Origin of the sequence: Vibrio sp. S/42/10 (genome assembly GCF_029890535.1) — a bacterium.
In the GTDB taxonomy this organism is placed as follows: domain Bacteria; phylum Pseudomonadota; class Gammaproteobacteria; order Enterobacterales; family Vibrionaceae; genus Vibrio; species Vibrio cyclitrophicus.
In genome coordinates this window covers 1-24,773 of sequence record NZ_JAKMZC010000022.1, presented here as the reverse complement: position 1 = coordinate 24,773, position 24,773 = coordinate 1, and the positions used below count along the sequence as shown (strand labels likewise).

The following is a 24,773-nucleotide window of genomic DNA, read 5'->3' as shown; positions in this document are numbered from 1 at the left end:
AAAACTATAGGTAACGACTTCTCAAATGATCTTTGAAGTATTGCGCATTTAAAGTCTCACCGGTTGCACCTTTCACTAAATCATCGGTGGTCAGCAAGCTGCCTTTGCTCCAAATATTTGATTCTAACCAAGTGAAGATAGGTGAAAGATCACCACTTTCAATCACAGAGTTCACATCAACAGTTTTCTTCATTGAAGCCATGAACTGAGCCGCGTACATCGCACCTAGTGTATAAGATGGAAAATAGCCGAATGCGCCGTCTGTCCAGTGGATGTCTTGCATACAGCCATCAGTGAAGTTGCCTTGAGTGCTTAAACCAAGGTAAGACTGCATCTTAGTGTTCCAAAGTTCAGGGACATCGGTGTGTTTGATCTTACCGTTGATCAAATCACGCTCAATCTCGTAACGTAAAATGACGTGTGCTGGGTAGGTCAGCTCATCGGCATCAACACGGATGAAGTCTTTCTTCACGCGAGTATAGATCTTCTGGAAGTTATCTTTTTCAAATTCAGAGCCTGAGAACTGTTGACCAGCCATGTATGCTAAATGTCCAATGAACGGGTCGCTGCGACCAACTTGCATCTCGAAGAACAAAGACTGAGATTCATGGATACCCATCGAGCGAGCTTCACCCGCAGGTTGACCTGCTAGGTGTTTTGGTAAGCCTTGTTCGTAACGTGCGTGTCCTGTTTCATGTACGATCCCCATTAAGCTTTGAACGAACTCAGCTTCGTCGTAGCGCGTTGTGATACGCACGTCAGAAGGCACACCGCCACAGAATGGGTGAACACTTTCATCTAATCGGCCGTGTTCGAAATCGAACTGAAGCAGCTTCATAACTTCTAAGCCCAGTGCTTTCTGTTTCTCGGTCGAATAGATACCAGATGGCGCGTTAAGTTGCTCGCTTGATTGCTTTTCGATTACTTCGTCTATCAAACTTGGTAGCCAGGTTTTAACGTCTGCAAATAAGATATCCAGTGAAGCAGAGCTAGTGCCCGGTTCATAGATATCAAGCATGGCATCATATGGTGTTAGGTTAGCGGCATCTGCGCGGATTTGTGCTTCTTCACGAGATAACTCAACCACTTCACGCCAGTTCTTTTCGAATCCAACCCAGTCGTTGTTACCACGTTGGCTACGCCATGCATGTTCACACTTTGAACCTGCGAGAGATTTTGCTTCAACCAGTTTTTCTGGAAGTAGGTTAGCTTGTTGCCATTGGCGTTTTATTTCACGCAGAGATGATTGTTGTTCGTTATTCAAAGTTTCGTTTTCAGCGGCTGAAATCCAATCACCAAGCTGTGGCTGAGTCATTAGGCCGTGAATATGAACAGATAGCTCGGCCATCGCTTCACTACGAGCTTGGTTTCCCCCAGATGGCATCATGGAAGCTTGGTCCCAACTACAAATAGAGGCGAGATGTTGAAAGCGTGAACACTTTTGAGAGTGTTCGACTAGTTTTTTGAATGCGCTCATTTGACTACTCTTAATTTGGTTTCTTTAAATGATTTTAATGGCAGGGCCAAGGCATGAACTCTTTTCTAGTGTACTTGGATTATGGCTCTGCTTTTAATAATGTTGTATTTCACAGTAGAAGATATAGTTTTAAAAGTATGAAGCAGTACGATGCCATCAATTTACTATTTTTTAACAAATTAGACTGTACCATTGTGCACAAAATCAGTGAGTTGTATAGACAATGGCAATTGTTACTTGCGAATTATCCAGATACACGGTATTGATGATAACTCGCTGAACAAGAATGATAATGATATGGATATTTTGAACTTTGAGGCATTTCTGATTGCCATCACTATTTTAACGCTAACACCGGGTTTAGACACGGCATTAGTGATTCGTAATACTAGCCGCTCAGGCTTAGCCGATGGCTGTATGACGAGCTTTGGTATTTGTAGCGGCCTTTATGTGCATGCGTTTTTCTCTGCTGTGGGGATCTCTGCGATTCTTGCTCAATCAGCTGAACTTTTTCAAGCTGTTAAAATGGTAGGCGCGGTTTACCTAATTTGGCTTGGTTTAAGCAGTTTACGAGCTTTGATGAAAAACGGCGGTGGAATGAATGTTGGTGAGCAAGCTCAACAGGCATACAGTACAAAACGCTCGTTGCGAGAAGGTTTCTTGTCTAATGTTTTGAACCCGAAAACGGCGGTATTTTATTTGGCTTTTCTGCCTCAGTTTGTAAACCCAGAAGGTTCGCCTTTACTACAATCTATGTTGATGGCTTCCGTGCACTTTATGATTGCGATGGTATGGCAATGTAGCTTGGCTGGCGCACTTAACTCGGCTAAGAACTTGTTAAAGAATGCAAGCTTCATGAAATGGATGGAAGGGGTCACTGGTATGGTACTGGTAGGACTGGGTGTTAAGCTTTTGATGGAAGACCCTACCTAAGCTAATTTAGTTTCAATGAAAACCCGCATATCAATGCGGGTTTTTTGATCGTCCAATTTAAATTATGTTCTAACGGCTTCGCAATCATTTGAGGAAGCTAAAGGTTTGAAGAATAGCTTGGTTTCTTCTATGACGACGTTACGTAGCAAGATAAGTCCGATTAGGTTCGGAATTGCCATTAGGCCATTCACGATATCAGCCATTATCCAGATCATATCGAGCTTCAAGAATGCACCAGAAGCAACCAATGCGATGAAGATGATTTTGTAAGGTAACACTGCTTTGGTACCTAGTAAGAAAACAACGCAACGCTCACCGTAGTAGTTCCAACCTAGGATGGTTGTAAACGCGAAGAAGATCAGGCCAATCGAAACCAACATTGGACCTAAAGTATCGGCATTCAAACCCACAGCGAATGCATGAGTGGTCATTGCAGCACCAGATAGGTCTGTTTGCCAAGCACCCGTTAAAATAAGTGCTAACCCCGTCATCGTACAGATGATGATGGTATCAAAGAAGGTACCTGTCATCGAGATAAGGCCTTGCTTCACGCACGAGTCCGTTTTTGCCGCTGCTGCAGCCATAGGCGCACTACCTAGGCCTGACTCATTCGAGAACACACCACGAGCAATGCCAGATTGTATAGCAAGCATGATACTTGCTCCAAAGAAACCGCCCGTTGCTGCTGTGTTGGTAAATGCAGAGGTGATAACAAGGGTAATAGCATTCAGTAGTTGATCGGCGTTTGAAATCAGAACGCTTAAACACGCAACGATGTACATGATAGCCATAGTAGGTACTACTTTTCCTGCCACCTTAGCGATAGATTGAATGCCACCAAGGGTTACCACTGCCACCAATATCGTAAGAACGACAGCAGACATTTCACGCGAAGCACCAAAGGAAATTTCAGTCGCGTCTAAGATAGCGTTAACTTGTGGGAAGGTACCAATACCGAAGCAGGCAACACCCAAAGCGAAAACAGCGAACATCACCGCTAAGACTCTTGAGCCGACACCGTATTGCAAGTAGTACATTGGGCCGCCAACCATTTCGCCATTACTATCGGTTCTACGGTATTTAACAGCAAGTAGACATTCTGCGTATTTGGTCGCCATACCAAATACAGCAGCAAGCCACATCCAGAATAGGGCACCAGGGCCACCAATCTTGATTGCGGTCGCTACACCAACGATATTACCCGTACCAATAGTTGCTGAAAGCGCTGTACACAAAGCGGCGAAGCTAGATACGTCACCTGTACCAGATTTGTCTTTGCTAAATACCATTTTTAGCGCGGTTGGGAGGTGTCTAAACTGGAGTAGGCCTAAGCGAAAAGTAAAATAGATACCTGTACCCACTAGCAGAATAAGCAGTGGTGGTCCCCAAACGAATTGGTTGATGGTTTGTAGTGTAGCTTGTAGGTGGTTCATAGATTCCCCTTAATAAATTAAAAATTTAAGGAGAAGAGGGAAGGCAGTGCAGATCACAGGGATCGATAGCACCACTTAATACATACTGATTTCTAGATAGAATTCTTCTGGTAATTAAGGCTGTTGCTTTCCACTCCTCTGTCCTTTTGCCTGAGAGTTTCACTTAGCGAATCACTTATAGATAAGTAATGGGCACTAAGCTTGCTCCTTCGGCGACCGTTTTCTACAACAAAGTAGTACGATTCTCTCCAGAGGTTCCTCCAACAACAGTCCTCACTTTTCTGGATTTCTCCAGCACAAAGCGCCTGAAAGATTTACTTCTTCGGCGGGTTAATCTAACTAAATGTTAAAATTTAGTTAAAAACCACTCTCCTGCAGTCTTCATCGGAACAATTACCTAAATAATTAGGTAATCTGTAGGCGTATCCTAGATCATATAAAATGTGATGTCAGCTACAAAATGTCTGTTTGCACAAATGTTGTTCAACTAAATGATCAAACAACGAGACTCTGACGTAACTTGCTTATTTAAATGGTATAAAATAGAAAAACAAGGAGGAGTTATGACTCGACTAATAGCGATTGTTTTTTTATTGGCTTTGGCATTCGTGCTGTTTCGTTTCCGGACAAACGAAAAAGTACAAAAAGGGGTAGTTATCGTTATTGTTAGCAGCTTTCTTTTATATACCGCCAGTTTGATGATTTCGGAGCTAGCTCGTTAGACGCTGTTGCGTTCAAATGATAGCGAACGAGTGGATATGGAACCTAAGTGATGTATCGACAACTTAGGTGATAGGATCAGTATTGGTAATTAGTACCAGTGACCGCGTAACGTTAAACATATTTTTGGGAGTACCCGCTAGTGAACCAGCAATCTGGACAAAGCGAACAAGATGAAGTGGTTGTTATTGAAGAACGAGATAAGCGCAGTCAGCTTTACATAGGTATTGCCGCTGTTATTGGTCTGGCTTTAGGTGGCTTGATCGGTTCTACAATCACGGCGTCAAAGTGGGAGTCCACTTATCAAGTACTCGAAACACGTTACCAAGAACTGAATGAAAGTAAAAAGCAATTAATGACATCAGTAGAAACTAAGGTGGCAAAAGTTGACACGGAAATCGATGCGAAAGTAGAAACTGCGCTAAAGCAACAATCAGCAGAGCATCAAAAAGAACTCCAAGATTTAGCGAAACAGTCTGCAGTTTTGGAGAAGGCGAACTACTCGCTAGAACAACAGATAAACGAACAGAAACAAGCGTTAGAGAAAACTCAACAAGACAATCAGAAACTCAATCGTCAGGCTGATATGCAGTCCACCTTGTTTGAACGCTCACGTGAACTTTTTCGCAAAGAACTACAGATATCTCAAGAACTTGAAAAACTCGAGAAAGAAAGAGATGACATCGAACAGAAACTTGGTTCTTTGAAACAAGCATGTGATGTTTTCTTAGACGGCACGTCATGGGATGCGAAATCTGACGCTTGTGAGAAACAAGATAATGCTAATTCTCGATTGAGTGATATCAGACAAATGATTGAAGTTCATACGATGGACCTCAAACAAATCAAAACACTAACCGAAGAGATGGGCTTATAAGCTTAGTGCTTAATCTCATCAGCAATTAACTTGTTTGACTGCTAGTATTCAAACGCCCACATCATGTTAAAGATGTGGGCGTTTTTGCGTTACTTAACGCGACAATCTGTGAATTGCCCCCTAAAATTTATTATCATATGCAATTAGTTGATTTTTTGGTGACTTTGCATACATATTTAGGTAACCAGAAAGCAGCATAATAGTCGCGCTCAAGGATAAGACCGCGGTTTACTATTACTTCGTGACTCAATAGATGTCTAAGGAAGGATGAAATAATGCATGAATACGAATGCGAAAACTGCCCAATAGTTTATTGCTTTGATGATTGCCATTCGCCACTTAAAGAGGCGAAAATCATAGATATTGAAGCGCTAGCGAAAAGAGTTGATGAAGATACATCACAAAGCGCAAGAGTGAATAAAGTACCTCAGGAGCTCGATCATCAGCAATAGTTTATATGTGACGGCTATTACTAAACAGCACACAAGTAAACTATTCATTTGAGTCAAACATAAAAAATCCCCACCAACAAAGTTGGCAGGGATTCCAGATTAGTATCATTATTGTTCTTGCTTTCTCAAGCAAAAGGGTAACTTCCTAGAAGTGACTGTTTTAGAACAATATCATTTTGCTACAAACTACTTCTCGTAAGTTTTGATTTCGCCTGATTTAACGCGAGCAACAAATGATTGCAGTTCTTTCTTCACAACTGGCATCAAGAAGTATAGGCCAAGGATGTTAAAGATAGACATCGCAAAGATAGCCGCATCAGAGAAGTCGATTACCGCGCCGAATTGAATCGTGGCACCAATAACAACAAACACACAAAACATCACTTTAAAAATTAGTTCTGTTGTTTTGCCTTCACCAAATAGGTAAGTCCACGCCTTAAGACCATAGTATGACCAAGAAATCATCGTCGAAAATGCAAACATGATAACAGCGAGTGCTAGTGTGTATTTAAACACTTCTGCAGTTTCAGTAAATGATGCAGCAGTCAGTGTTACACCTGTTAAACCTGTTCCATCGTATGGGCCAGTGTTCAAGCCGGCGATAGTGATAACCAATGCTGTCATTGTACAAATGATTACCGTATCAACGAATGGTTCTAATAATGATACAAGACCTTCTGTGATTGGCTCTTTCGTTTTTACTGCTGAGTGAGCGATTGCCGCTGAACCTACACCCGCTTCGTTTGAGAACGTAGCACGTTTCAGACCTTGGATTAACGCACCTATAAATCCGCCTACAACACCTTCACCAGTAAATGCACCTGAGAAGATAGCGCTAAATGCATTACCAACTTGATCAAGATTAGAACCGATAACAATGAGCGCCATACCAATGTAAAGAGCAGCCATCCAAGGAACAACTTTTTCCGTTACCGATGCAATCGAAGGCATACCACCAACAATCACAGAAAAAACTAAAGCGGCTAGTACAAGGCCAGTAATGACACCGTATTCGCTCGGTACATCAAATGCGTAAGTTAACATGGCATGTGCTTGGTTAGCTTGGAACATGTTACCGCCACCAAGTGCACCCAAAATACACATTAACGCAAAACCAATAGCAAGGGCTTTACCTAATCCACCTAATCCTCTTTCGCTTAGACCTTGGCTTAGGTAGTACATTGGACCACCTGAAACAACACCAGAAGGTAGGATAGTTCGGTATTTTACACCTAAGGTACACTCACAAAACTTAGAAGCCATACCTAGCAGGCCACACAAGATCATCCAGAATGTCGCACCCGGACCACCAATCGCAAGCGCAGCACCAACGCCGGCAATATTACCAAGCCCTACGGTTCCAGAAAGCGCTGTTGTTAACGCTTGAAAGTGGGATACTTCCCCGTCTTCTTTGGTGTTAGGGTCGGTATATTTACCTTTAATAATGTCTATGGCCATACCAACGCGTTTAAATTGAACAAAGCCAAAATATACAGTGAAGATAATAGCGGCGAGTAAGAGCCAGCCAACAATGACTGGGAAGTTTGCTTCTCCAACCGGTACACTTTTAAATATTAATCCAACAAACCACCCCGTGTAGTCGTTGAAAAAGCCATCAACACTTTGACTTAAATTGCTAATTGACTGCTTAAATGATCCAGCTTCTTCTGCAAAAGCGCTGGTACTAAATAATAAGATTAACCCCAAGAATAGTTCACGTATATTTTTCATGGTTTTCCCTGTCTTTATTTTATAAATTTCGATTGTCATACTGAATTTATTTTTTATTTTCAATTTGTCGTTAGTTCAATAACTTATCTATTTCTTTAGACAGCAACAAAAAGGGATGTAGCTAAGTCAAAATAAGAAATAGATATGAACATTGGTCACACTTTATATGAACATCCTTTCAATAGAGTTTATGTTATCAATACCTCTGGCGTTGGTTATACCAAAGTCTTATTGATAATCTTATACACAAACGCAATGGCGTTAAAGAATTTTTTACAATAATTTTACATTTGGTCATGTTTTGTAATTATTTGCTGATCTATGACCACTTTCTAGTCAACAGGACTGACTTTTAAAGCTATTGGCAGAGCATCTTAGTGGGCTAGATACGTAAACTCTGATTAACCTGCCGCTGAGTGGACCTCGTAAGGTTTTGATAATTGGTGGTCATGTTTATGACCCAAATATGAAGCTCACAGCAATTTGGATGTTTAAAAGAGACAAAAAGTTGATAAGTTAGTGGCTTGAGACTTTCGAGCTTTCATCATGGGTGATGAAAGATGAAAGATGAAAGAAAATGAAGGGGAGGCTGAAACTGACTTATGAAAATGTTGCTATTGATTTTATCGCGTATGTTGATTTTGTTGTGTATAGCTCGCCGGACTACTTATTTAAATACTATCCCGATAGGAAGACAAAAAGCTCTTTATAAGAGCTTTTGTGTCACTGCTTTCTGATGATCAATAAACGTGTTGTTTAAACATTCCCATTAATCAAATCATCGATTTTCTGGACTTGTAACTGCATTGATTGACACATCTACGTGATGGGCGCCTCTGAACGACTTAGGCTTTTACTCGATTTATGAAAAAGCTTAAGTGCCAATAACGATCCCCATAGTAGAACCTGTCCCCATAACAGCGTCCATTGAGGTGCTATTTCTTGCCAAGATGCACCCATCTGATTAAGCGCTAAGAAACCTTGGATTGCAGGTGTGCTCGGGAATAACTGTGATAGTAGTACGAACCACTCAGGCATCATCTCAACTGGCCAAATAAAGCCTGAAGAGAAAATGAGTGGCATTGAGCTAATTAACACTACGACCGTGACTAATTCTCTTCTTGGAACCAACTCACCGATAAGAATCCCGACTAAACAACTGGCCAATAAGAAGGGCAGTAGTAAGGTCAAAATTTGTGTCATTGAGGCGAGCAAATTTATCCCATACATCGAAAAGCTTGCACCGAAGTAATACATCGATAACAAGTAATAGATGCCGATTAATGTACAACAACGAGCAAGTATCAGTTTCGCCGAAGAGATCTTACTCCAATAGCCAAACGTTGATTGCGCGTTTTGGGTTGCACCAACTAAACCTGAAGCCATGGCTAAGGTTTGTTGCAGGATCAACACAAAAACAGCAGGAACCACGTAATCAATGTATCCCATGCGACTATTGAAGGTTGGTTTTAGGTTTAAGCTAAATGCACTGTAGCCTTTGGCAGCGGATTCTAAAGGCACACCTTCGACTAACAAGTGACTAACCTTAACTTGCGCAGCTAACGTGCCTCCTGCCTTAGCTAGGCCTTCAACAATTGTCCCGTAGACCAAGAAGTAAGATGCGTCACCAGCATAAGAAAGCGTCGGGCTTTTACCGAGCAGCAAGTCTTTATAGAAGTCTTCTGGAATGACGAGAAATCCGCCAATCTCCTGATTAAGTACGGCTTGTTTAGCATCGGCGATAGAGGAATCTCGACGTACCAATTCGATCTGAGAGGTGGCATCTACCATACGTTCTAATTGGTAGCTGCTATGGCTCTTATCCAGATTCACAACGGACGCTTTAAGCTGTTGAGGTACTTGGTTTGCGTAAGGCAATGGATATAAGAATGAATAAAATACCACGCCGCCGAATACGGTGAGCAATACAACAGGGTTGCGAAGTACCGCTAACAGTTCTTGTTTCAGCAGTTGAGTAAAGCTCATTGTTTTACTCCTCGTTGCTCAGCTTGTTTTGACGATATATATCGTGGTGATTGCGCCAAGTGTTTCTTAATCAACAACATCACCACGAAAGCAGGGACTGCGTACCACAACATTGAGGAGAGGCTGATTAAAGATTGTGCCGCGCTCACGCCATAACTAGACTGTGCCGTTTGTACTTCTATGTAATGGCTGACTGGCAGTAAGCTTCTCCAAATTTGAGCTGCCGTGTTCATGTCTGTCACTGGAAAGGTAATGCCCATGAACGCGAAACTCGGTGCAGTAAAGGCACCTGCGAAACTCATCGCCCTTGCAGGATCAAGTGTTAAGAAGAAAAACAAACAACCCATGATGATACAACTGATCACTGTCAGTATTTGGGCAATGGTCAATGCTACAAAGCTGCCATTAAATGGCCAGTCTAAGAGAGCATAGAACCAAAAGCTAAACGCGATACCAAACATTAAAAATAAGACAGCATAAGGTATTAATGTTGAGGTTAGCGACTTCATAGGTGCGTTGGATAACCAAGCTTGAAGGCCACGTGCTCTAACGTTCGCCGTTAAAACTAATATCGTGCCGACCACAACCATGATCTGCCACAGTGCAGGAATAACTGCAGACACCAAGAACTGAGCATAACTGCTGTTCTTGTTAAACAGTGGCGTGATCTGGCTTTGCACTGTTACTGCTTGGCCTAATGCTGATTGGACTGTGGTATCACCGAGTGACAGTTGTTTAACCACTTCAAGTTGAGCGTTAAACGTACCTTGAGCTTGTAGCAGAGCCGAGTTCACTAATTTGCCGATCAAGATAAATTGGCTGTTGTAGAACACGGATACCTGCGGGTTTAAACCTAGGTAAATATCTCGGTCAAAGTGTTTAGGTATTACAACATAGCCGTAGATATCACGTTCGATCATCGCTTTTGCCGCTTCACTCGCTGAGCTGTATTTCTGAGTGACTTGCAGTGTTGGTGAAGCATCAACGAGGCGCGTGAACTGCTGTGAAATTTGGCTGTGTTCAAGATCAACAACAGCCACCGGTAAATCACGAGCGATACCTTGTGCAAATATAAGCCAAATGCTTGCAGCAAGAAGTAAAGGAATCCAAGTTAGGTAAGACAACAACCATTTATCTTTACGAACAATAGCCCATTGCCTTAGTAATGGGCTCGTCACTTTGTGATGCTCAGTTGATTGCGAGCCTGTAGATCGGAAGTTAGCAGACATAGGTCACCTAAAGCTCAACCACAAGGCTCATACCCATTCGTAGTGTCTCGCCGGTATCGACAGGTTGCGCTTCTACTTCAAAAGTTCGTAAGTCGAAACCTTGTGCTGCGTCTGTTGAACGCCAAGTCGCGAAATCACCCATTACGGCGATGTGTGTGACTTGGAAAGTTAGTGACTTATCCAAAGCCGGTAGGTATGCCTCAAACTGGCTGCCTTTCTCGAAATGCTTAAGCATATCTTCACGCACATTGAGTACTGCCCATGCATCGTTGGTGTCGATAACAGTCACAACAGGGAAACCTTGTGGTGCTAGCTCACCGCTGCTCAATAGAACTTGAGATACTTCACCATTAAACCAACTGTGGATCTGTGTGTCTTTTGCGTACGCTTCAACTTCTGCTACTGCACCCGCCGCCATTAATGCTTTTTGAGCAGCAGCCACCTTAGTCTCGTCACGAACACCTTCTTGCGCTAATTTGTACATTTGGAATGCGGCACTTTCAGTGTATTTTGCGGCTTGCCATTGTGTTTTGGCTTCATCACGTTTTTGTTCTGCGACAACGCCATCGTTGTAAAGGCTGTTTACACGTTGGTACGTTTTGTCCATCAGATCAGCTGCAGCCTTGGCTTTCAGCCATTGATCTTTGGCTGCTTGGATCTGTTGAGTACGCGCGCCATTCTCTGCTTCTTGTGCTAATGCACCAGCGGCTTTCTGACCGGCTTTTGCTTGCTCTAGCTTCGCGTCAATCTCAGGGCTAAGAAGAGAAAAGATCAATTCGCCTTTTTCAACTGAGTCACCTTTACGCACGAATATTTCATCAATTCTGCCAGGTACTTTCGATGAGATACTGTATTGCTGCGCATCGATTTGGCCTTGAAGCTTAACAGGCTGAGGTTGATAAGCTTGATAAAAACTGTATCCGACCCAGCCAATGACGCCGATACTAACTAAAGATAGAAGAAGGGGCTTAATAGGTTTCATGAATTATCCTTTTGACTGGCTATCGGTGTCTGTTCTTGAATCGAAATCAGACGAAACAGAAGACGTTAAGTAACTTGAGTAAGCATTCATTTCGCTGGTTAGCGCCAACAGCTTATTAAGAGAGATGAGATATTTGAATCTCGCAGCAGATTGCTGTGTTTTAATGCTGGCAAGGTATAACTCAGCATCAACCACTTCTAATGAGTTAGAAAGCCCTTGAGTGAATGCCTTTTTACGGAGCGATAGGTTTTCTTGCGCTAACGACAAGCTAGAGTTGAGGCCTTGAACCTCTTCAATTGCTTGGTTTGCTTCCAGATAGGTTTTTTGTACTAACACGGTTAAGTCTTGTTTAGCTTGTGATTTAAGGAATTGAACCTGAGAAACAGCACTGTGAGCTGCTGCGACTTTATCTGAACGGCCAGAGGTATCAATCAGCGGTACATTGACACCAATGCCAACTAACCAATCAGGTTTCATTTCACTCGCGAGAGAATCGTCTTCATAAAGGCTGTAATCACCGTAAAGATAAACTTCTGGGTAGTATTTACCTTTTTCTGCTTTGATTAAGCTGCTTGCTTGTTTCTCTTTTGCATCAAGGATCTTAAGGCCAGGGTAGGTCATGAGTGTTTGATCAATGAACACATCCATATGAGGGAGGTTCTTATTGATAAACAGTTGCTCTGAAGGTTCAACACTTTGGCTTTGGCCAAGTATTTGAGTTAACGCTAATTGAGCAATTTTAAGATCGTTTTGAGCTTTAGTCCGCTCGACAACCGCTTTGTCTAGTGAAGCATCCGCCTGCAAGCGTTCTACTCGTGCGATTTGTCCTTGTTGTTCAAGTTTGATGGCGAAATCACGATGCTGAGTTAAGCCAGCTTCAACGGCTTGACGCGTTTTGACGACGTCTTCCGCTAAGATCACCGAGAAGTAGTATTTGCTTAAGTCTTCGTAACGAGCCTGCTTTTCCATCAACAGTTGGCTTTGAGCCTCTTCGCTTTTACCTTCTGCGGCATTTTGCGCAGCGGTAATTCGCCCACCAGTAAAAATAGGCCAAACCGCACGAATGGAAGAACTAAAGATGTCTTGCTCGGTAATAGTAGAGGTGATGCCACCGAGAGCTGAAGTTAACCCAGGAAGCGCGGCTCCAATGCCAGACAAACCTGCTGGTACGCCACTCAAGCTATCGGCAAACTGTTCGCCATTGATGGTTACGTCACTATCGAGGTGCGTGTAGTTAGCCCCTAAGGTGATAGAAGGCAAGTTGAGGCTACTCGTTGAGTTTTGAAGGTGCTGATAACGCTCAACATTGGCTTGTTGAGCGGCAAGAGAGTTGTTGTTCTCTTGGAGTATTTGCCACGCTTCAGTAAAAGAGAGTGGGGCTGCGTAGCTTGGCGAACTGATAGTACCGATAAGAATACTGGCAATTGCAAGGCATCGGAATTTCGGTTTAGTCATCTGAACTCATTTACCAATTTAGAGTATTAACTCTAATATTAACAGGGCGATCATCATTTGTCTTGAACAGATTGTCGCTATATATACACGTTCTTTTTATAAACAGATTCTTTCTATAAACCGAAAACGCCGACTAAATCACGAGCTCTTAGAAATTAGAAGCGAATCATTATAGAGAGACAGCTACCGCTATAGAGAGACAAATATACACAGATAGTTTCACATTAGCACATCAGCAAAAATTAATACCATTCGTTAACTTGGTGTGGATAAGGTTAAGTGTATGGTCCCAGAGACAAATAATACGAAAAGAGCACGGCAAAGCGTGCTCTTTACATTCAGTATAGAGGTATTTGTTACAAAATGAAGCGGTCTATTTAAAGCTTGGACAATGGTGGTCGGCACGCCACACTAGTTGTCTTGAACCTTGCATAGTTTGCAGTAAATCTCTGCCTGACATTTGCGGGAAAGCTAACAACACTTTTAAGTCGAGTGGGGATGTCTCGTCTTTCTCATAGGCTCTTACATGAGTAAAAGTAGATTGTAAGTTATTAAACAGCATCGCCTTAGTCAGGCAAATTCCAAAATTATCGCGTTTCATTGTCTGGTTTCCTTTTCAACAATGTTTATACGTTATGTTTTTTATCCTATGTCTGTTGGACAGTGCTACTGGGCGACACACCCTGCTTACCAGTGCTTAATCGTGGTCAACTGATTTTTATCAGCTCCCTGTGTTGTCATGCCAGTCAGCTGTATGCTTAAGTCTCTATATGTTTAGATATCTATAGATGATCCAGTTCGTTCAGCATACGTCGAGGCGAGCAAGCAACTTATTATTATTTGCACGTCCAGTGAGTAAATAATTGTTGCTCTTTTGTTAACCGAATTTCGATTGAGATAGCAGTCTTTAAAAGGCGACGGATAGCTTGGCAACAATAAATTTCTTCATATGCAACTATTATAATTGTATTTGTTTTGAACAACCTAAAAAACACCTAAAACCTTAGTGATCTAGCTCAATATTTATTCGTTTATTTGCCTTTTTAAGCTAATCAGTTCTAAAAATGAGCAGTTTTTTGAGCGGTATAACGTAAAGTAATATCAATTAATAATCGGGTCAATTATTTAGTTGAGTAACAGTCACAAATTCGTATAGGTGAAAAGGTCATTTGATTAACTTGGTGTTAACATTAATCGTTAGCATTAGGGACGATTTTATATGAAATGGAGTAGTATCAGCTTCAGAAAAAGGTTGCTGATTATCATGACGGTCACTGGCCTCGTTGAACTGTTGATACTTTCAGCTGCGGGTTTTTCGTATATCAAACAATCTCAAGAACAAGAGATGGGTTTGAAAGCACTCGGTGTTGCTGAATTTCTGTCTGAATCGCCACTTGTCGCCAGTATTCTCCAAGATAAACAGTCTTTAGCTCCTGATGGCGCTCCTTATTCTCTGTCTCAAGAAACCCAAGTTAAATTTCGAAACCTTACCCAACTTATTGGCGCGGCCTTTATTGTTGTAGGCGACGAAAAAGGCATTCGCTTGGTTCATCCTTATGACGACAGGCTCGGTAAACCAATGCGCGGTGGCGACAATCAAAGGGCGCTCGCACTAGGTGAATCTTATGTCTCGACGGCTAAAGGTTCGCTTGGTTTTTCTGTTCGTGGTAAGTCGGCGGTTAAGGATCAGCAAGGCGCGGTCATAGGTGTGGTTTCAGTTGGTTATCTATTGGATTCTTTGCAAGATCGAATTGAACCTTACTTGGCCTTTTTGATTGTAATGGCGTTGCTGGTGGTTGCAGTTAATGCTGTGATCTCAAGCTACGTATCTCGTCGTTTTCAACGTTCTATTTTGGGGTTTGAACCTGAAGAAATTGGTCGATTGTACGTTGAACTTGATGTGACCATGAGTACAGTGAAAGAGGGCATCTTAAGTATCGATAAGAACGGTATTTTACGTTCAATAAACAAAAGTGCCTGCGATATTTTGTCTATAGATAGGGACTCAGCACTCAATCAACAGCGCCTTTCTGATGTGTTGGCGGGCAGTGACTTAGAACACCTGTTATCAACCGGCGACACGGACCATGATGTCGAGCTGTACCTCAATAATAAGCGAATTATTGCAAACCGAAGTCCGATTGTTGTTGCTGGTGAAGTGGTTGGAGCGGTTTCTAGTTTCCGTTTAAGGGATGAAATTAATGACTTAACAGACCAATTGTCTCAAACCAAAGAGTACGCCGACCTATTGCGTTCTCAAACACACGAACATCAGAACAAGCTCAACACGATCAGTGGCTTGATTCAGATGGGAGAGTTGGAATCGGTTCAGCAATTGATTGGTCAAGAAACGGCGCACTATCAAAGCCTCATCGAGTTCTTAAGAGAAACGGTGAAGGATCCGCTGATTGCCGGCATGTTGTTAGGTAAAACTGAGCGAGCGCGTGAGATTGGCCTGGAGTTGAAAGTTGAAGAAGGCTCAAGATTAGAAGCGCTACCAAGTCGACTAAACGCCGATGACGTTGTCACTATTCTCGGTAACCTCATTGATAACGCTTTTGATGCCACCATGATGGCGATTAAACAAGAAGGGCAAATAACACCAGTTCGCCGAGTAATCGTTGTATCGATCAGTGATTTTGGTAATGAAATCATTGTTGAAGTAGAAGATAAAGGATGTGGTTTGCCAAAGCATTTGGCGACTGATGCACTAACCGAAAAAGGTGTATCAAGCAAAGCCAAGCAGAACCGAGGTGTCGGTTTGTATCTTATTAAGCAGCTTGCTGACCGCTATCAAGGGCTGCTAGAAATGATTGATAATCCCGATTTTGGGTCACGCATGACGGTGTATTTGCCGAAAGAAGAACAATAATAATTGAGTATGAAGCGATCGAGTGAAGAGCAACGTGACAGGAATACAATGGTTAAAGGAAGAACATAAATGAAGGCAATCACGAGAGTCATGGTCATTGAAGATGATATTGCGATTGCAGAGTTGCACCATCGTTATTTAGAACAGATGGGGGGCTTTGATGTGATCGGTATAGCGACCACACAACCTGAAGCGTTAATGCAATTGGATATTTTAAAGCCCGATCTAGTGCTTCTGGATGTGTATTTACCTGATGGGTGCGGGCTCGATATTCTAAATTACGTGCGTGGCAGCAACCAAGGTTGTGATGTGATCTTAATTACAGCCGCTCGTGACGTCGATACATTGCAACAAGCAATGCGCGGCGGAGTGGTTGACTATCTGCTTAAGCCAGTGATGTTTCCTCGCTTAGAAGCCGCGCTGAAAAAGTACCAATCACAACAGCAAGAGTTTGAAAGTGTATCGGATCTTAACCAAGGTTTGGTGGATAAGATGTTGCAAGCTAATGCCAAAGCGGACTCAGGAAAAGTATCAACCCTACCCAAGGGTATTGATGGTGTTACATTGGATAAGATTAGAGCAATTTTCCAACAAACTGATTCTGTTAACATCACTGCTGACGAGGCCGGTGAACGGATTGGAGCGAGTCGAACCACTGCTCGACGATATTTGGAATTTCTAATCACGACTGGCGAGTTAGTGGCTGACTTAAATTACGGGTCAGTAGGCCGCCCAGAACGCTGCTACAACAAAGCTAGAAGATAGATTTAGCGACAACAAGTCACAAAGACAAACGCGATGCTGTCAAATAAATATAAAGCCAGTTGAATAGGCTGGTTTTGCCTTTCTCTCCATTTCCTATTATTCACTCCACCGACCAGATACCGTTCTTTCTTGACTACAATGTTTGAGAATGCCGATTTACGGCTATCTCAGGCTTTGTGAGCCCGGGTGTTGAATAGAATTCGTTCGAAATGAGTCAATATTTAATCGATTGCCTTCACAGTGGTTGATGTAAATCAAATACTCATAGACAATACTGACCCGAATAGAGGTGATAGCATTCACCCTCGTTTACCAAACGCATTCTCAAGTGTAATAGGCTCTCGCTATTGATGTAATAGTTAAGACCTATTATCAATTTTCGTATGTCGCTGATACCTTTGGCGAATACTAAAAACCTTGTTTTTATAGGAAAGATGATGGTAATACCTGAAAACAGCAGCATCGTTATTTTTGGTGCGTCGGGAGATCTGACTTACCGTAAGTTAATTCCTGCTTTGTACCACCTGTATGCTAGCAATCAACTACCAGAATCCTTTGCGATTCTTGGAGTGAGCCGTACTGAGTACAGCGATGAGTCTTACCGTGAGAAGCTGAAGAAGTCTCTTCAGGAAATGGAAAAAACTGAGCCAGAGACGCTGAATGCATTTATTGAACATCTGCATTACCAAGCGATCAACACTTCAGATGTAGACGACTACGCTCGTTTAGCACAACGTCTAGACAAGCTTGAGCAAGACTACCAATTCGAAAACCATAACACATTGTTCTACTTGGCAACCCCACCAAGCCTGTACGGTGTGATTCCAGCAAACCTTGCTGCGCATGGCCTGAACGATGAAAAGAACGGCTGGCGTCGCCTGATCATCGAGAAACCATTTGGTTACGACTTAGCATCAGCTCAAGCATTGGATGAAGAGATCCATCATCACTTCCAAGAACACCAGATCTACCGTATCGACCATTACCTTGGTAAAGAGACGGTACAAAACCTTCTAGTGCTTCGTTTCTCAAACGCGATGTTTGAACCACTGTGGAACCGTAACTTTATTGAATACGTTGAAATCACAGGTGCTGAGTTCCTTGGCGTTGAAGAGCGTGGCGGATACTACGACGGTTCTGGCGCAGTTCGTGACATGTTCCAAAACCACCTGCTACAAGTGCTAGCAATGGTTGGTATGGAGCCACCAGCTCAAATTAATGCTGATTCTATTCGTGACGAAGTGGTTAAAGTTCTTCAGTGTCTCAAACCGCTAGAAGAAGACGACCTGCGTAAAGATTTAGTGCTAGGTCAATACACAGCGTCAGACGTTCGCGGCCAGCAGTTGCTTGGTTACCGTGAAGAGCCGGGTGTTGCGGATGACTCTCGTACTGAGACGTACATTGGTCTTAAAGCACACATCAACAACTGGCGTTGGAATGGTGTTCCTTTCTACGTACGTACTGGTAAACGCTTGCCGACACGTGTGACTGAAATCGTGATTCACTTTAAGAACACACCACACCCAGTATTTGGTCAAGATGCACCAGAGAATAAGCTGATTATCCGTATTCAACCGGATGAAGGTATTCAAATGAGCTTTGGTTTGAAAGAGCCAGGTGCAGGCTTCAAAGCTAAAGAAGTGAAAATGAACTTCTCTTACTCTGACTTGCCTGAAACTCAGATGCTAACAGCTTATGAGCGTCTTCTTCTTGATGCACTGAACGGTGATGCGACTCTGTTCGCACGTACCGATGCAGTAGAAGCATGTTGGAAGTACGTTCAACCAATCTTAGACTTCAAGCAAGACCCTCAAGCACTGTTTGGCTATGCTTGTGGTACTTGGGGCCCACAAGAAGCCGATGAGCTTCTGCAACGTGATGGCCGCGCATGGCGCTTCCCATGCAAGAACTTAACAGACACGGATTACTGCGAACTATGATCAATCACAAGATCTTTGCAACGCCTGAACTGGTCGTTGAAAACCTAGCAAACGAAATGAAAGCTTACAGCGAGCTGGGTAAACCTGTTCACATTTCACTGTCGGGTGGCAGCACGCCAAAAATGCTTTTCAAGCTTTTAGCTGAAGCACCGTACGCAGAAGGCATTCAATGGAATAACCTTCATTTTTGGTGGGGCGACGAACGTTGCGTGGCACCAGATGACGCTGAAAGCAACTTCGGCGAAGCGAATGCGCTGCTTTTCTCAAACGTGAACGTTCCGGCAGAGAACATCCACCGCATCCGTGGTGAAGATGAGCCTAAAGCAGAAGCTGAGCGTTTCGCAAAAGAGATGGCAGACGTGATTCCAACTGAAAACGGCACGCCTGTATTCGATTGGATTCTGCTAGGTGTTGGCGCAGACGGCCACACAGCTTCATTATTCCCGGGTGTAACTGACTACCAAGATGAGAACCTATCTGTATTAGCTTCTCACCCAGAGTCGGGTCAGATCCGTATTTCTAAAACAGCGAAAGTTTTAGAAGCAGCAAAACGAATCAGCTACCTAGTGCTTGGCGCAGGTAAAGTCGAGATCGTTAAAGAAATTCATACAACTCCTGCTTCAGAACTGCCTTACCCGGCAGCGAAAATCCAGTCTAAAACTGGCGAAACAGAGTGGTTCCTAGATTCAAATGCAGCAAGTGCTATCGCATAAGTGCGAATAGCCGCAAGGAGATATAAATAATGAAAGGTGATATCGGTGTAATTGGCCTAGCAGTAATGGGTCAGAACCTTATCCTAAACATGAACGACCACGGCTTCAAAGTTGTGGCTCACAACCGTACTGCTGCGAAAGTAGACGAGTTCCTAGAAGGCCCAGCTAAAGGTACTAACATTGTTGGTGCATACTCTCTAGAAGAGCTAGTTGAGAAGCTAGAAGCGCCACGTAAAGTGATGCTTATGGTTCGTGCTGGTGACGTTGTAGACACGTTCATCGACAAGCTTGTACCACTTCTAGACAAAGGCGACATCATCATTGATGGTGGTAACACTAACTTCCCAGACACTAACCGTCGTGTTGCTGCTCTTCGCGAGAAAGGCATCCACTTCATCGGTACGGGTGTTTCTGGTGGTGAAGAAGGCGCTCGTTTCGGTCCTTCTATCATGCCAGGCGGTTCTCCTGAAGCTTGGGAAGCGGTTAAGCCTATCTTCCAAGGTATCTCTGCGAAAACTGACGCAGGTGAGCCTTGCTGTGATTGGGTTGGTAACGACGGTGCTGGTCACTTCGTTAAGATGGTTCACAATGGCATCGAATACGGTGACATGCAGCTTATCACTGAAGCATACCAGTTCATGAAAGATGGCCTAGGTATGAACCACGACGAAATGCAGGCTGTATTTGCTGACTGGAACAAAACTGAGCTAGATAGCTACCTAGTAGAAATCACTGCTGACATCCTTGGCTACAAAGATGAAGACGGTGAAGCACTAGTTGAGAAGATCCTAGACACTGCTGGCCAAAAAGGTACGGGCAAATGGACAGGCATCAATGCACTAGACATGGGTATCCCACTGACTCTAATCACTGAGTCTGTATTCTCTCGTTGCCTATCTGCACTTAAAGATCAACGTGTTGAAGCTGAGAAACTGTTCGGCAAGACAGTTGCTCCAGTTGAAGGCGATAAGCAAGAGTGGGTTGATGCAATCCGTCAGGCTCTACTGGCTTCTAAGATCATCTCTTACGCTCAAGGTTTCATGCTAATGCGTGAAGCGTCGAACGAAAACGGCTGGGATTTAAACTACGGTAACGTTGCACTTATGTGGCGTGGCGGTTGTATCATCCGTTCTGCATTCCTAGGCAACATTCGTGATGCTTATGAAGCGAACCCAGAGATCGCATTCCTAGGTTCAGATGCATACTTCAAAGGCATCCTAGACAACTGCATGGGCGCTTGGCGTAAAGTTGCAGCTAAGTCTATGGAATCAGGCATCCCAATGCCATGTATGACTTCTGCACTAACGTTCCTAGACGGCTACACAACAGCTCGTCTTCCAGCGAACCTTCTACAAGCTCAACGTGACTACTTCGGTGCTCACACTTACGAGCGTACTGACCGTCCACGTGGTGAATTCTTCCACACAAACTGGACTGGTACAGGCGGCGACACTGCTTCTACAACTTACGACGTATAATCGTTAGTTAGAATCAGTAGAGAACAAATTTGTTCTTTCAGCTGCAAACTAGAAAACAAAAGGATGCCTCAGTGGCATCCTTTTTTGTTGGTTTGCGTATTTTTAGATGGTCACTTCAAACACACAACTAATTATCGCTTAGGCGGTCATGATATGTGGTTGTACATCGTCGTTGTATTGATCTCGAATGGACATAAAGCTGTCTAGGTTTTGTTTAGGCGCTTCAACCCACTCTGGGTCAAACATTCAACCAGTGTTTGCTTCTATATAGGCCATCACCTCATTCAGTGACCAAGCGTGTTTATAGGCTCTTTTACTCATTAACGCATCGAATACGTCTGCCAGTTAATAGCGTATGCGCTATTGCTTAACTAAAGTGCTGTTAATGATGATCTGGACGTTAAATAACCATTTTAAAATTAAATGAAAAGATAAATAGGATAACGCACATGCTTTATGCCATCATAAAGACATAAACAAGGGCAATGGAAATAATGCCCAAATGATTGAGCTAGAAGCGGTCAGTGATGACGGTGTTCTAGAGTATATTCAAGGCCGTGAGCTGCCTTGAAAAAGGTAATGTTATGACTGAAGAAGAAAGAATCGAACTGCAACAAAACAACCCTCTACATGGCTTAAAGCTTGAAACCATGATTACTGAGTTAGTCGATCACTATGGTTGGGAAATTTTGGATGCAGCAATGCGCATGAACTGCTTTAATACTAAACCAACGGTAGCAAGTGCGGTTAAATACCTGAAGAAGACAGAATGGGCTCGTGAGAAGGTTGAAAACTTCTACCTTTACCGTTTTAAGCGTATGCCTAAAGCTTCAGATATTGAGTATCAGATGCCACCACGCTCACGCACGTTCCGTCACGGGTTAGAACCTCGTGAACCAATGGAGTTGACGGTTGAGTCTATCCACGCTTCTCAAGCTAAAGCTGCATCTGCATTTAAAGAACGCCGAGGCGGTAACGGTCGTAACTTTCGCCGTTAGCAAGAGCCGTCTTTAAAAAATGGCATTGTTAGCCGCCGTTAGATAAAGCGTATAATTAGACAAGCGAAAAACACAAAAGGAGCCTAAGCGCTCCTTTTTTATACGTATAACTATTAAATCCGTCTAAAGCTTATTGTTCTTGAGCCTTAAGCTTCGCGGTGCTTTCTTTGATTCTTCCAAAGGTCAACGACATAGACAATGGCGCTGATCAGTAAGAATAGCGCTGACACAGAAAACAGAGCGGGCATCTTTAGGATCCACGCGAATGTGGCAGCAAGAAAAGCGACAAAGCAAATGAGTCGACTTGATGACATGACATGACCGAGTTTAATGTTCATAACGCCTCCTAATGAAGTCTCACTTTCGACAGGAGAATTATCCCATGTCTATTGGAATAAAGGCTAAAAAACAGTCTAAATTGTTATCAAATTTACTAATTGACAAACTCGCCTCACACATTTTAGCTTGGCTATTTTATAGGGCGTAAAATAACCAATTGAGGGGATTTGTCACTTCTTCATGCTTAACGGTTTACGTTGTGTTTTGCTAACGAAAGGCGTGATTACTGTACGAAGTAGTTTGAATAAAAGCTAGTTGATATAAAACCTAGTTAGCATAGAAGAAGTAAGCGGTGATCAAAAAGCTAGCGATGATCACAGTAGTACGGACATACTGTTGTGGGATACGACGAGAGATTTTAGCTGAATAGTAACCACCGACCAATGTCCCAAATAATACAGCTATGCCTGATGGCCAATCAATCGAACCATTCACGATAAAGAACACGATTGCCGCGAGTGACGCGCATGCCGACACCAACAGTTTGATGCCATTCATCACATTGATATTGGTATATCCAGCCAGTGCCAAGTAACTCAATGTCACAATGCCTAATCCTGCATTAAAATAACCACCATAAACACACACGATAAGTAACATCAAAGCAGAAAATAATGCTCCAGCGCTGTTGGCGTGTTTGTGTTTAGCTGTGAGTTTCTTAAGCCATTGATTTAGTGTTCCACCGAAAGTAAAAAGAAGTGCTGCAAAAAGCAGTAACCAAGGAACGGATTGAGTAAACAATGCTTCTGGTGTGTGTAGCAATAAAAACGCACCGATACCCCCACCAACTACACACAAAGTGATGACGATCTTGAGCTGCTTAGTACCTGATTTAATCTCGTGTCTAAGTGCATATGCACCACTGATGTAGCCCGCACATGAGGCAAAAGTGTTGGTCGCATTAGCGGCTATCGGAGGGACACCAGCGAATAACAGAGCTGGAAATGTGATGAAACTGCCGCCACCAGCGATGGAGTTAAGTACACCACCGCTAACACCTGCTGTAAATAAGATGAGCAAATCCAAAAGCAAAGACCAATCGAGTTGCATTATAATTTCGTTCCTTCTGGTTATTTTGTAACGGAATTGTGACTAGACTATCACTAAGTATTTATTTTGTTTATTAAATATATGATCTTTCATAGAAGACGTTTCGTTTGATGAGAATGTAAATTGAACTAATTGTCACAGTCTATAATCATAAATCTGTGACTTTTTATTTTTGAACAAGGGAATGACAATGGAAAAACGAGTTAAAAACGCGAATTTAGGACAAGATCAAAGACCTATCCCCCAGGAAGCTTTTGATTGGTATGACGAATATGCTCATGGGGTAATCGACAGAAGAGAATTTATGCGTAGGCTTGGTGGCCTTGCTGTACTTGGTTTTACTATGTCCACATTAACCAGTGCTTTGATTCCTAATTACGCACTCGCCGAGCAAGTTTCATTTAACGATCCTTCTATAACGGCGAGCTACGCTCAGTTTTCGTCTCCCAAGGGGCATGGAGAGTGCCAAGGTTATTTGGTTGTACCTAAAGATCTTCAAGGTACGGCTCCCGTTGTTCTTGTGGTGCATGAGAACAGAGGTCTAAACCCGTACATCAAAGATGTTGCGAGGCGCTTAGCTGCGCAAGGTTTCATTGCGTTTGCACCTGACGCTTTATTCCCTATCGGTGGTTACCCAGGAAACGATGATGAAGGGAGAAGCATGCAGAAAGGAATGGACAAGTCTAAGCTTGAAGAGGACTTCATAGCAGCTGCGCTGTTCTTGAAAGATCATGAACTCAGCAATGGGAAACTTGGTGCGGTTGGCTTCTGTTATGGTGGTTATGTGGTAAACATGCTTGCTGCTACGATACCTGAAAAGCTCAATGCTGGAGTGCCTTTCTATGGTACACCTGCGGCTGATGAAATTCGCGAAAGAGTGAAAGGCCCGCTGATGCTTCAGTTTGCTGAGTTAGACAAGAGAGTAAACAGTACATGGCCGGATTATGAGAAACGTCTAAAACTGAATGAAGTTGATTACACCGCTTACGTTTACGAAGGTGTGAACCATGGCTTTCATAACGATTCGACAGGGCGTTATGCCGAACAAGAGGCCGAACTGGCTTGGAGTCGTAGCTTAACATTCTTTAAGGAGCATCTAAGCGTTTAGAAGCATGTGAGCTTGATGAATTGAAGCGACATACAAATGATATAGATAACTCACGAGTTGTTGGTTAGAAGGTCGTGCATCAAAAAAGCCCTAACAGGACAAATGTCTTGAACTGACCCCCAATAGTTGGACACCAATTATTGGGGGTCTTTTTATGTCCAAATATAGCCGAGAGCTAAAATGTATCATTGCTAGGCAATACTTAGATGGCACGTCATCTCTCTACTTAGCAAAA

The 24,773-nt window shown here is 43.0% G+C and carries 22 protein-coding genes, 1 pseudogene and 1 riboswitch; of the genes and pseudogenes, 12 read left to right on the top strand and 11 right to left on the bottom strand.

Features of this window, described 5'->3' with window-relative positions:
- Positions 1-4: 4 nt before the first annotated feature.
- Positions 5-1,477 carry a carboxypeptidase M32 gene (locus L8S15_RS19250; RefSeq protein WP_280574717.1) on the bottom strand — a complete coding sequence of 491 codons (1,473 nt, stop codon included), beginning with the start codon at positions 1,475-1,477 and terminating at the stop codon, positions 5-7.
- A 297-nt stretch (positions 1,478-1,774) separates the two neighbouring features.
- On the opposite strand from L8S15_RS19250, the gene L8S15_RS19245 reads away from it, so the two are divergent.
- The gene (locus L8S15_RS19245) at positions 1,775-2,410 is read left to right on the top strand and encodes a LysE family translocator (protein WP_010438470.1); all 636 of its coding nucleotides are present in this window, start codon (positions 1,775-1,777) and stop codon (positions 2,408-2,410) included.
- Between the two features lie 62 nt (positions 2,411-2,472).
- On the opposite strand, the gene L8S15_RS19240 is transcribed toward L8S15_RS19245, so the two are convergent.
- Positions 2,473-3,843 (bottom strand): sodium:alanine symporter family protein, encoded by a 1,371-nt coding sequence (locus tag L8S15_RS19240; protein ID WP_010438473.1) that lies wholly within the window; start codon positions 3,841-3,843, stop codon positions 2,473-2,475.
- 128 nt (positions 3,844-3,971) lie between these two features.
- Positions 3,972-4,105: riboswitch (glycine riboswitch) on the bottom strand.
- Positions 4,106-4,406: 301 nt separating this feature from the next.
- Between L8S15_RS19240 and L8S15_RS19235 the strand changes: the two genes are divergently transcribed.
- The 3 genes from L8S15_RS19235 to L8S15_RS19225 all read left to right on the top strand — a co-directional run bounded on the left by L8S15_RS19235 (position 4,407) and on the right by L8S15_RS19225 (position 5,892).
- The gene (locus tag L8S15_RS19235) at positions 4,407-4,565 is read left to right on the top strand and encodes a hypothetical protein (protein WP_010438476.1); all 159 of its coding nucleotides are present in this window, start codon (positions 4,407-4,409) and stop codon (positions 4,563-4,565) included.
- 140 nt (positions 4,566-4,705) lie between these two features.
- Entirely contained in the window at positions 4,706-5,440 is a 735-nt protein-coding gene (locus tag L8S15_RS19230) for a chromosome segregation ATPase (protein ID WP_010438479.1), read from the top strand.
- Between the two features lie 275 nt (positions 5,441-5,715).
- Positions 5,716-5,892 carry a hypothetical protein gene (locus tag L8S15_RS19225; RefSeq protein ID WP_170962435.1) on the top strand — a complete coding sequence of 59 codons (177 nt, stop codon included), beginning with the start codon at positions 5,716-5,718 and terminating at the stop codon, positions 5,890-5,892.
- A 186-nt stretch (positions 5,893-6,078) separates the two neighbouring features.
- On the opposite strand, the gene L8S15_RS19220 is transcribed toward L8S15_RS19225, so the two are convergent.
- From L8S15_RS19220 to L8S15_RS19195, 6 genes are all read right to left on the bottom strand, one after another.
- Positions 6,079-7,623 carry an alanine/glycine:cation symporter family protein gene (locus tag L8S15_RS19220; RefSeq protein WP_010438482.1) on the bottom strand — a complete coding sequence of 515 codons (1,545 nt, stop codon included), beginning with the start codon at positions 7,621-7,623 and terminating at the stop codon, positions 6,079-6,081.
- An 819-nt stretch (positions 7,624-8,442) separates the two neighbouring features.
- Complete coding sequence (locus tag L8S15_RS19215) at positions 8,443-9,609, bottom strand: ABC transporter permease (protein WP_136978034.1); 1,167 nt, start codon at positions 9,607-9,609, stop codon at positions 8,443-8,445.
- Positions 9,606-10,838, bottom strand: a complete 1,233-nt coding sequence (locus L8S15_RS19210) for an ABC transporter permease (RefSeq protein WP_136978035.1) — start codon at positions 10,836-10,838, stop codon at positions 9,606-9,608. The genes L8S15_RS19215 and L8S15_RS19210 overlap by 4 nt, the downstream gene beginning before the upstream one ends.
- 7 nt (positions 10,839-10,845) lie before the next feature.
- Positions 10,846-11,820, bottom strand: coding sequence for an efflux RND transporter periplasmic adaptor subunit (locus L8S15_RS19205; protein WP_280574708.1), 975 nt, complete (start codon positions 11,818-11,820; stop codon positions 10,846-10,848).
- A gap of 3 nt (positions 11,821-11,823) precedes the next feature.
- Positions 11,824-13,275 (bottom strand): TolC family protein, encoded by a 1,452-nt coding sequence (locus L8S15_RS19200; protein ID WP_016783920.1) that lies wholly within the window; start codon positions 13,273-13,275, stop codon positions 11,824-11,826.
- Positions 13,276-13,648: 373 nt separating this feature from the next.
- Complete coding sequence (locus L8S15_RS19195; protein WP_010438494.1) at positions 13,649-13,876, bottom strand: hypothetical protein; 228 nt, start codon at positions 13,874-13,876, stop codon at positions 13,649-13,651.
- Between the two features lie 618 nt (positions 13,877-14,494).
- Here L8S15_RS19195 and L8S15_RS19190 point away from each other — a divergent pair.
- The 5 genes from L8S15_RS19190 (at position 14,495) to gnd (ending at position 21,043) form a co-directional block, all read left to right on the top strand.
- The gene (locus tag L8S15_RS19190) at positions 14,495-16,147 is read left to right on the top strand and encodes a sensor histidine kinase (RefSeq protein WP_280574706.1); all 1,653 of its coding nucleotides are present in this window, start codon (positions 14,495-14,497) and stop codon (positions 16,145-16,147) included.
- A 69-nt stretch (positions 16,148-16,216) separates the two neighbouring features.
- Positions 16,217-16,912 carry a response regulator gene (locus L8S15_RS19185; protein ID WP_280574705.1) on the top strand — a complete coding sequence of 232 codons (696 nt, stop codon included), beginning with the start codon at positions 16,217-16,219 and terminating at the stop codon, positions 16,910-16,912.
- A 437-nt stretch (positions 16,913-17,349) separates the two neighbouring features.
- Positions 17,350-18,852, top strand: coding sequence for a glucose-6-phosphate dehydrogenase (gene zwf / locus L8S15_RS19180; RefSeq protein WP_010438503.1), 1,503 nt, complete (start codon positions 17,350-17,352; stop codon positions 18,850-18,852).
- Positions 18,849-19,565 carry a 6-phosphogluconolactonase gene (pgl, locus tag L8S15_RS19175; RefSeq protein WP_016768676.1) on the top strand — a complete coding sequence of 239 codons (717 nt, stop codon included), beginning with the start codon at positions 18,849-18,851 and terminating at the stop codon, positions 19,563-19,565. The genes zwf and pgl overlap by 4 nt, the downstream gene beginning before the upstream one ends.
- A 29-nt stretch (positions 19,566-19,594) precedes the next feature.
- The gene (gnd, locus tag L8S15_RS19170) at positions 19,595-21,043 is read left to right on the top strand and encodes a decarboxylating NADP(+)-dependent phosphogluconate dehydrogenase (protein ID WP_004733587.1); all 1,449 of its coding nucleotides are present in this window, start codon (positions 19,595-19,597) and stop codon (positions 21,041-21,043) included.
- A 138-nt stretch (positions 21,044-21,181) separates the two neighbouring features.
- Here gnd and L8S15_RS19165 read toward each other — a convergent pair whose 3' ends face one another.
- Positions 21,182-21,289 carry a hypothetical protein gene (locus tag L8S15_RS19165; protein ID WP_016791272.1) on the bottom strand — a complete coding sequence of 36 codons (108 nt, stop codon included), beginning with the start codon at positions 21,287-21,289 and terminating at the stop codon, positions 21,182-21,184.
- A gap of 338 nt (positions 21,290-21,627) precedes the next feature.
- Between L8S15_RS19165 and L8S15_RS19160 the strand changes: the two genes are divergently transcribed.
- On the top strand, positions 21,628-22,041 hold the full coding sequence (locus tag L8S15_RS19160) for a VF530 family DNA-binding protein (RefSeq protein ID WP_010438513.1): 414 nt from the start codon (positions 21,628-21,630) through the stop codon (positions 22,039-22,041).
- Between the two features lie 146 nt (positions 22,042-22,187).
- On the opposite strand, the gene L8S15_RS19155 is transcribed toward L8S15_RS19160, so the two are convergent.
- Together L8S15_RS19155 and L8S15_RS19150 are read right to left on the bottom strand one after the other, a co-directional pair.
- Positions 22,188-22,379: a hypothetical protein gene (locus L8S15_RS19155; protein WP_010438515.1), complete on the bottom strand. Its 192-nt coding sequence runs from the start codon at positions 22,377-22,379 to the stop codon at positions 22,188-22,190.
- 268 nt (positions 22,380-22,647) lie between these two features.
- Positions 22,648-23,430 (bottom strand): sulfite exporter TauE/SafE family protein, encoded by a 783-nt coding sequence (locus L8S15_RS19150; protein ID WP_016768678.1) that lies wholly within the window; start codon positions 23,428-23,430, stop codon positions 22,648-22,650.
- A gap of 190 nt (positions 23,431-23,620) precedes the next feature.
- Between L8S15_RS19150 and L8S15_RS19145 the strand changes: the two genes are divergently transcribed.
- Entirely contained in the window at positions 23,621-24,538 is a 918-nt protein-coding gene (locus L8S15_RS19145; RefSeq protein ID WP_010438518.1) for a dienelactone hydrolase family protein, read from the top strand.
- 154 nt (positions 24,539-24,692) lie between these two features.
- Positions 24,693-24,773, top strand: a pseudogene (locus tag L8S15_RS21870) (helix-turn-helix domain-containing protein); the annotation flags it as partial.

Coding starts and splice junctions, on each gene's coding strand:
- L8S15_RS19250 (WP_280574717.1), bottom strand. CDS start 1,477: ATGAGCGCATTCAAAAAACTAGTCGAACACTCTCAAAAGTGTTCACGC.
- L8S15_RS19245 (WP_010438470.1), top strand. CDS start 1,775: ATGGATATTTTGAACTTTGAGGCATTTCTGATTGCCATCACTATTTTA.
- L8S15_RS19240 (WP_010438473.1), bottom strand. CDS start 3,843: ATGAACCACCTACAAGCTACACTACAAACCATCAACCAATTCGTTTGG.
- L8S15_RS19235 (WP_010438476.1), top strand. CDS start 4,407: ATGACTCGACTAATAGCGATTGTTTTTTTATTGGCTTTGGCATTCGTG.
- L8S15_RS19225 (WP_170962435.1), top strand. CDS start 5,716: ATGCATGAATACGAATGCGAAAACTGCCCAATAGTTTATTGCTTTGAT.
- L8S15_RS19220 (WP_010438482.1), bottom strand. CDS start 7,623: ATGAAAAATATACGTGAACTATTCTTGGGGTTAATCTTATTATTTAGT.
- L8S15_RS19215 (WP_136978034.1), bottom strand. CDS start 9,609: ATGAGCTTTACTCAACTGCTGAAACAAGAACTGTTAGCGGTACTTCGC.
- L8S15_RS19210 (WP_136978035.1), bottom strand. CDS start 10,838: ATGTCTGCTAACTTCCGATCTACAGGCTCGCAATCAACTGAGCATCAC.
- L8S15_RS19205 (WP_280574708.1), bottom strand. CDS start 11,820: ATGAAACCTATTAAGCCCCTTCTTCTATCTTTAGTTAGTATCGGCGTC.
- L8S15_RS19200 (WP_016783920.1), bottom strand. CDS start 13,275: ATGACTAAACCGAAATTCCGATGCCTTGCAATTGCCAGTATTCTTATC.
- L8S15_RS19195 (WP_010438494.1), bottom strand. CDS start 13,876: ATGAAACGCGATAATTTTGGAATTTGCCTGACTAAGGCGATGCTGTTT.
- L8S15_RS19190 (WP_280574706.1), top strand. CDS start 14,495: ATGAAATGGAGTAGTATCAGCTTCAGAAAAAGGTTGCTGATTATCATG.
- L8S15_RS19185 (WP_280574705.1), top strand. CDS start 16,217: ATGAAGGCAATCACGAGAGTCATGGTCATTGAAGATGATATTGCGATT.
- zwf (WP_010438503.1), top strand. CDS start 17,350: ATGGTAATACCTGAAAACAGCAGCATCGTTATTTTTGGTGCGTCGGGA.
- pgl (WP_016768676.1), top strand. CDS start 18,849: ATGATCAATCACAAGATCTTTGCAACGCCTGAACTGGTCGTTGAAAAC.
- gnd (WP_004733587.1), top strand. CDS start 19,595: ATGAAAGGTGATATCGGTGTAATTGGCCTAGCAGTAATGGGTCAGAAC.
- L8S15_RS19165 (WP_016791272.1), bottom strand. CDS start 21,289: ATGTTTGACCCAGAGTGGGTTGAAGCGCCTAAACAAAACCTAGACAGC.
- L8S15_RS19160 (WP_010438513.1), top strand. CDS start 21,628: ATGACTGAAGAAGAAAGAATCGAACTGCAACAAAACAACCCTCTACAT.
- L8S15_RS19155 (WP_010438515.1), bottom strand. CDS start 22,379: ATGAACATTAAACTCGGTCATGTCATGTCATCAAGTCGACTCATTTGC.
- L8S15_RS19150 (WP_016768678.1), bottom strand. CDS start 23,430: ATGCAACTCGATTGGTCTTTGCTTTTGGATTTGCTCATCTTATTTACA.
- L8S15_RS19145 (WP_010438518.1), top strand. CDS start 23,621: ATGGAAAAACGAGTTAAAAACGCGAATTTAGGACAAGATCAAAGACCT.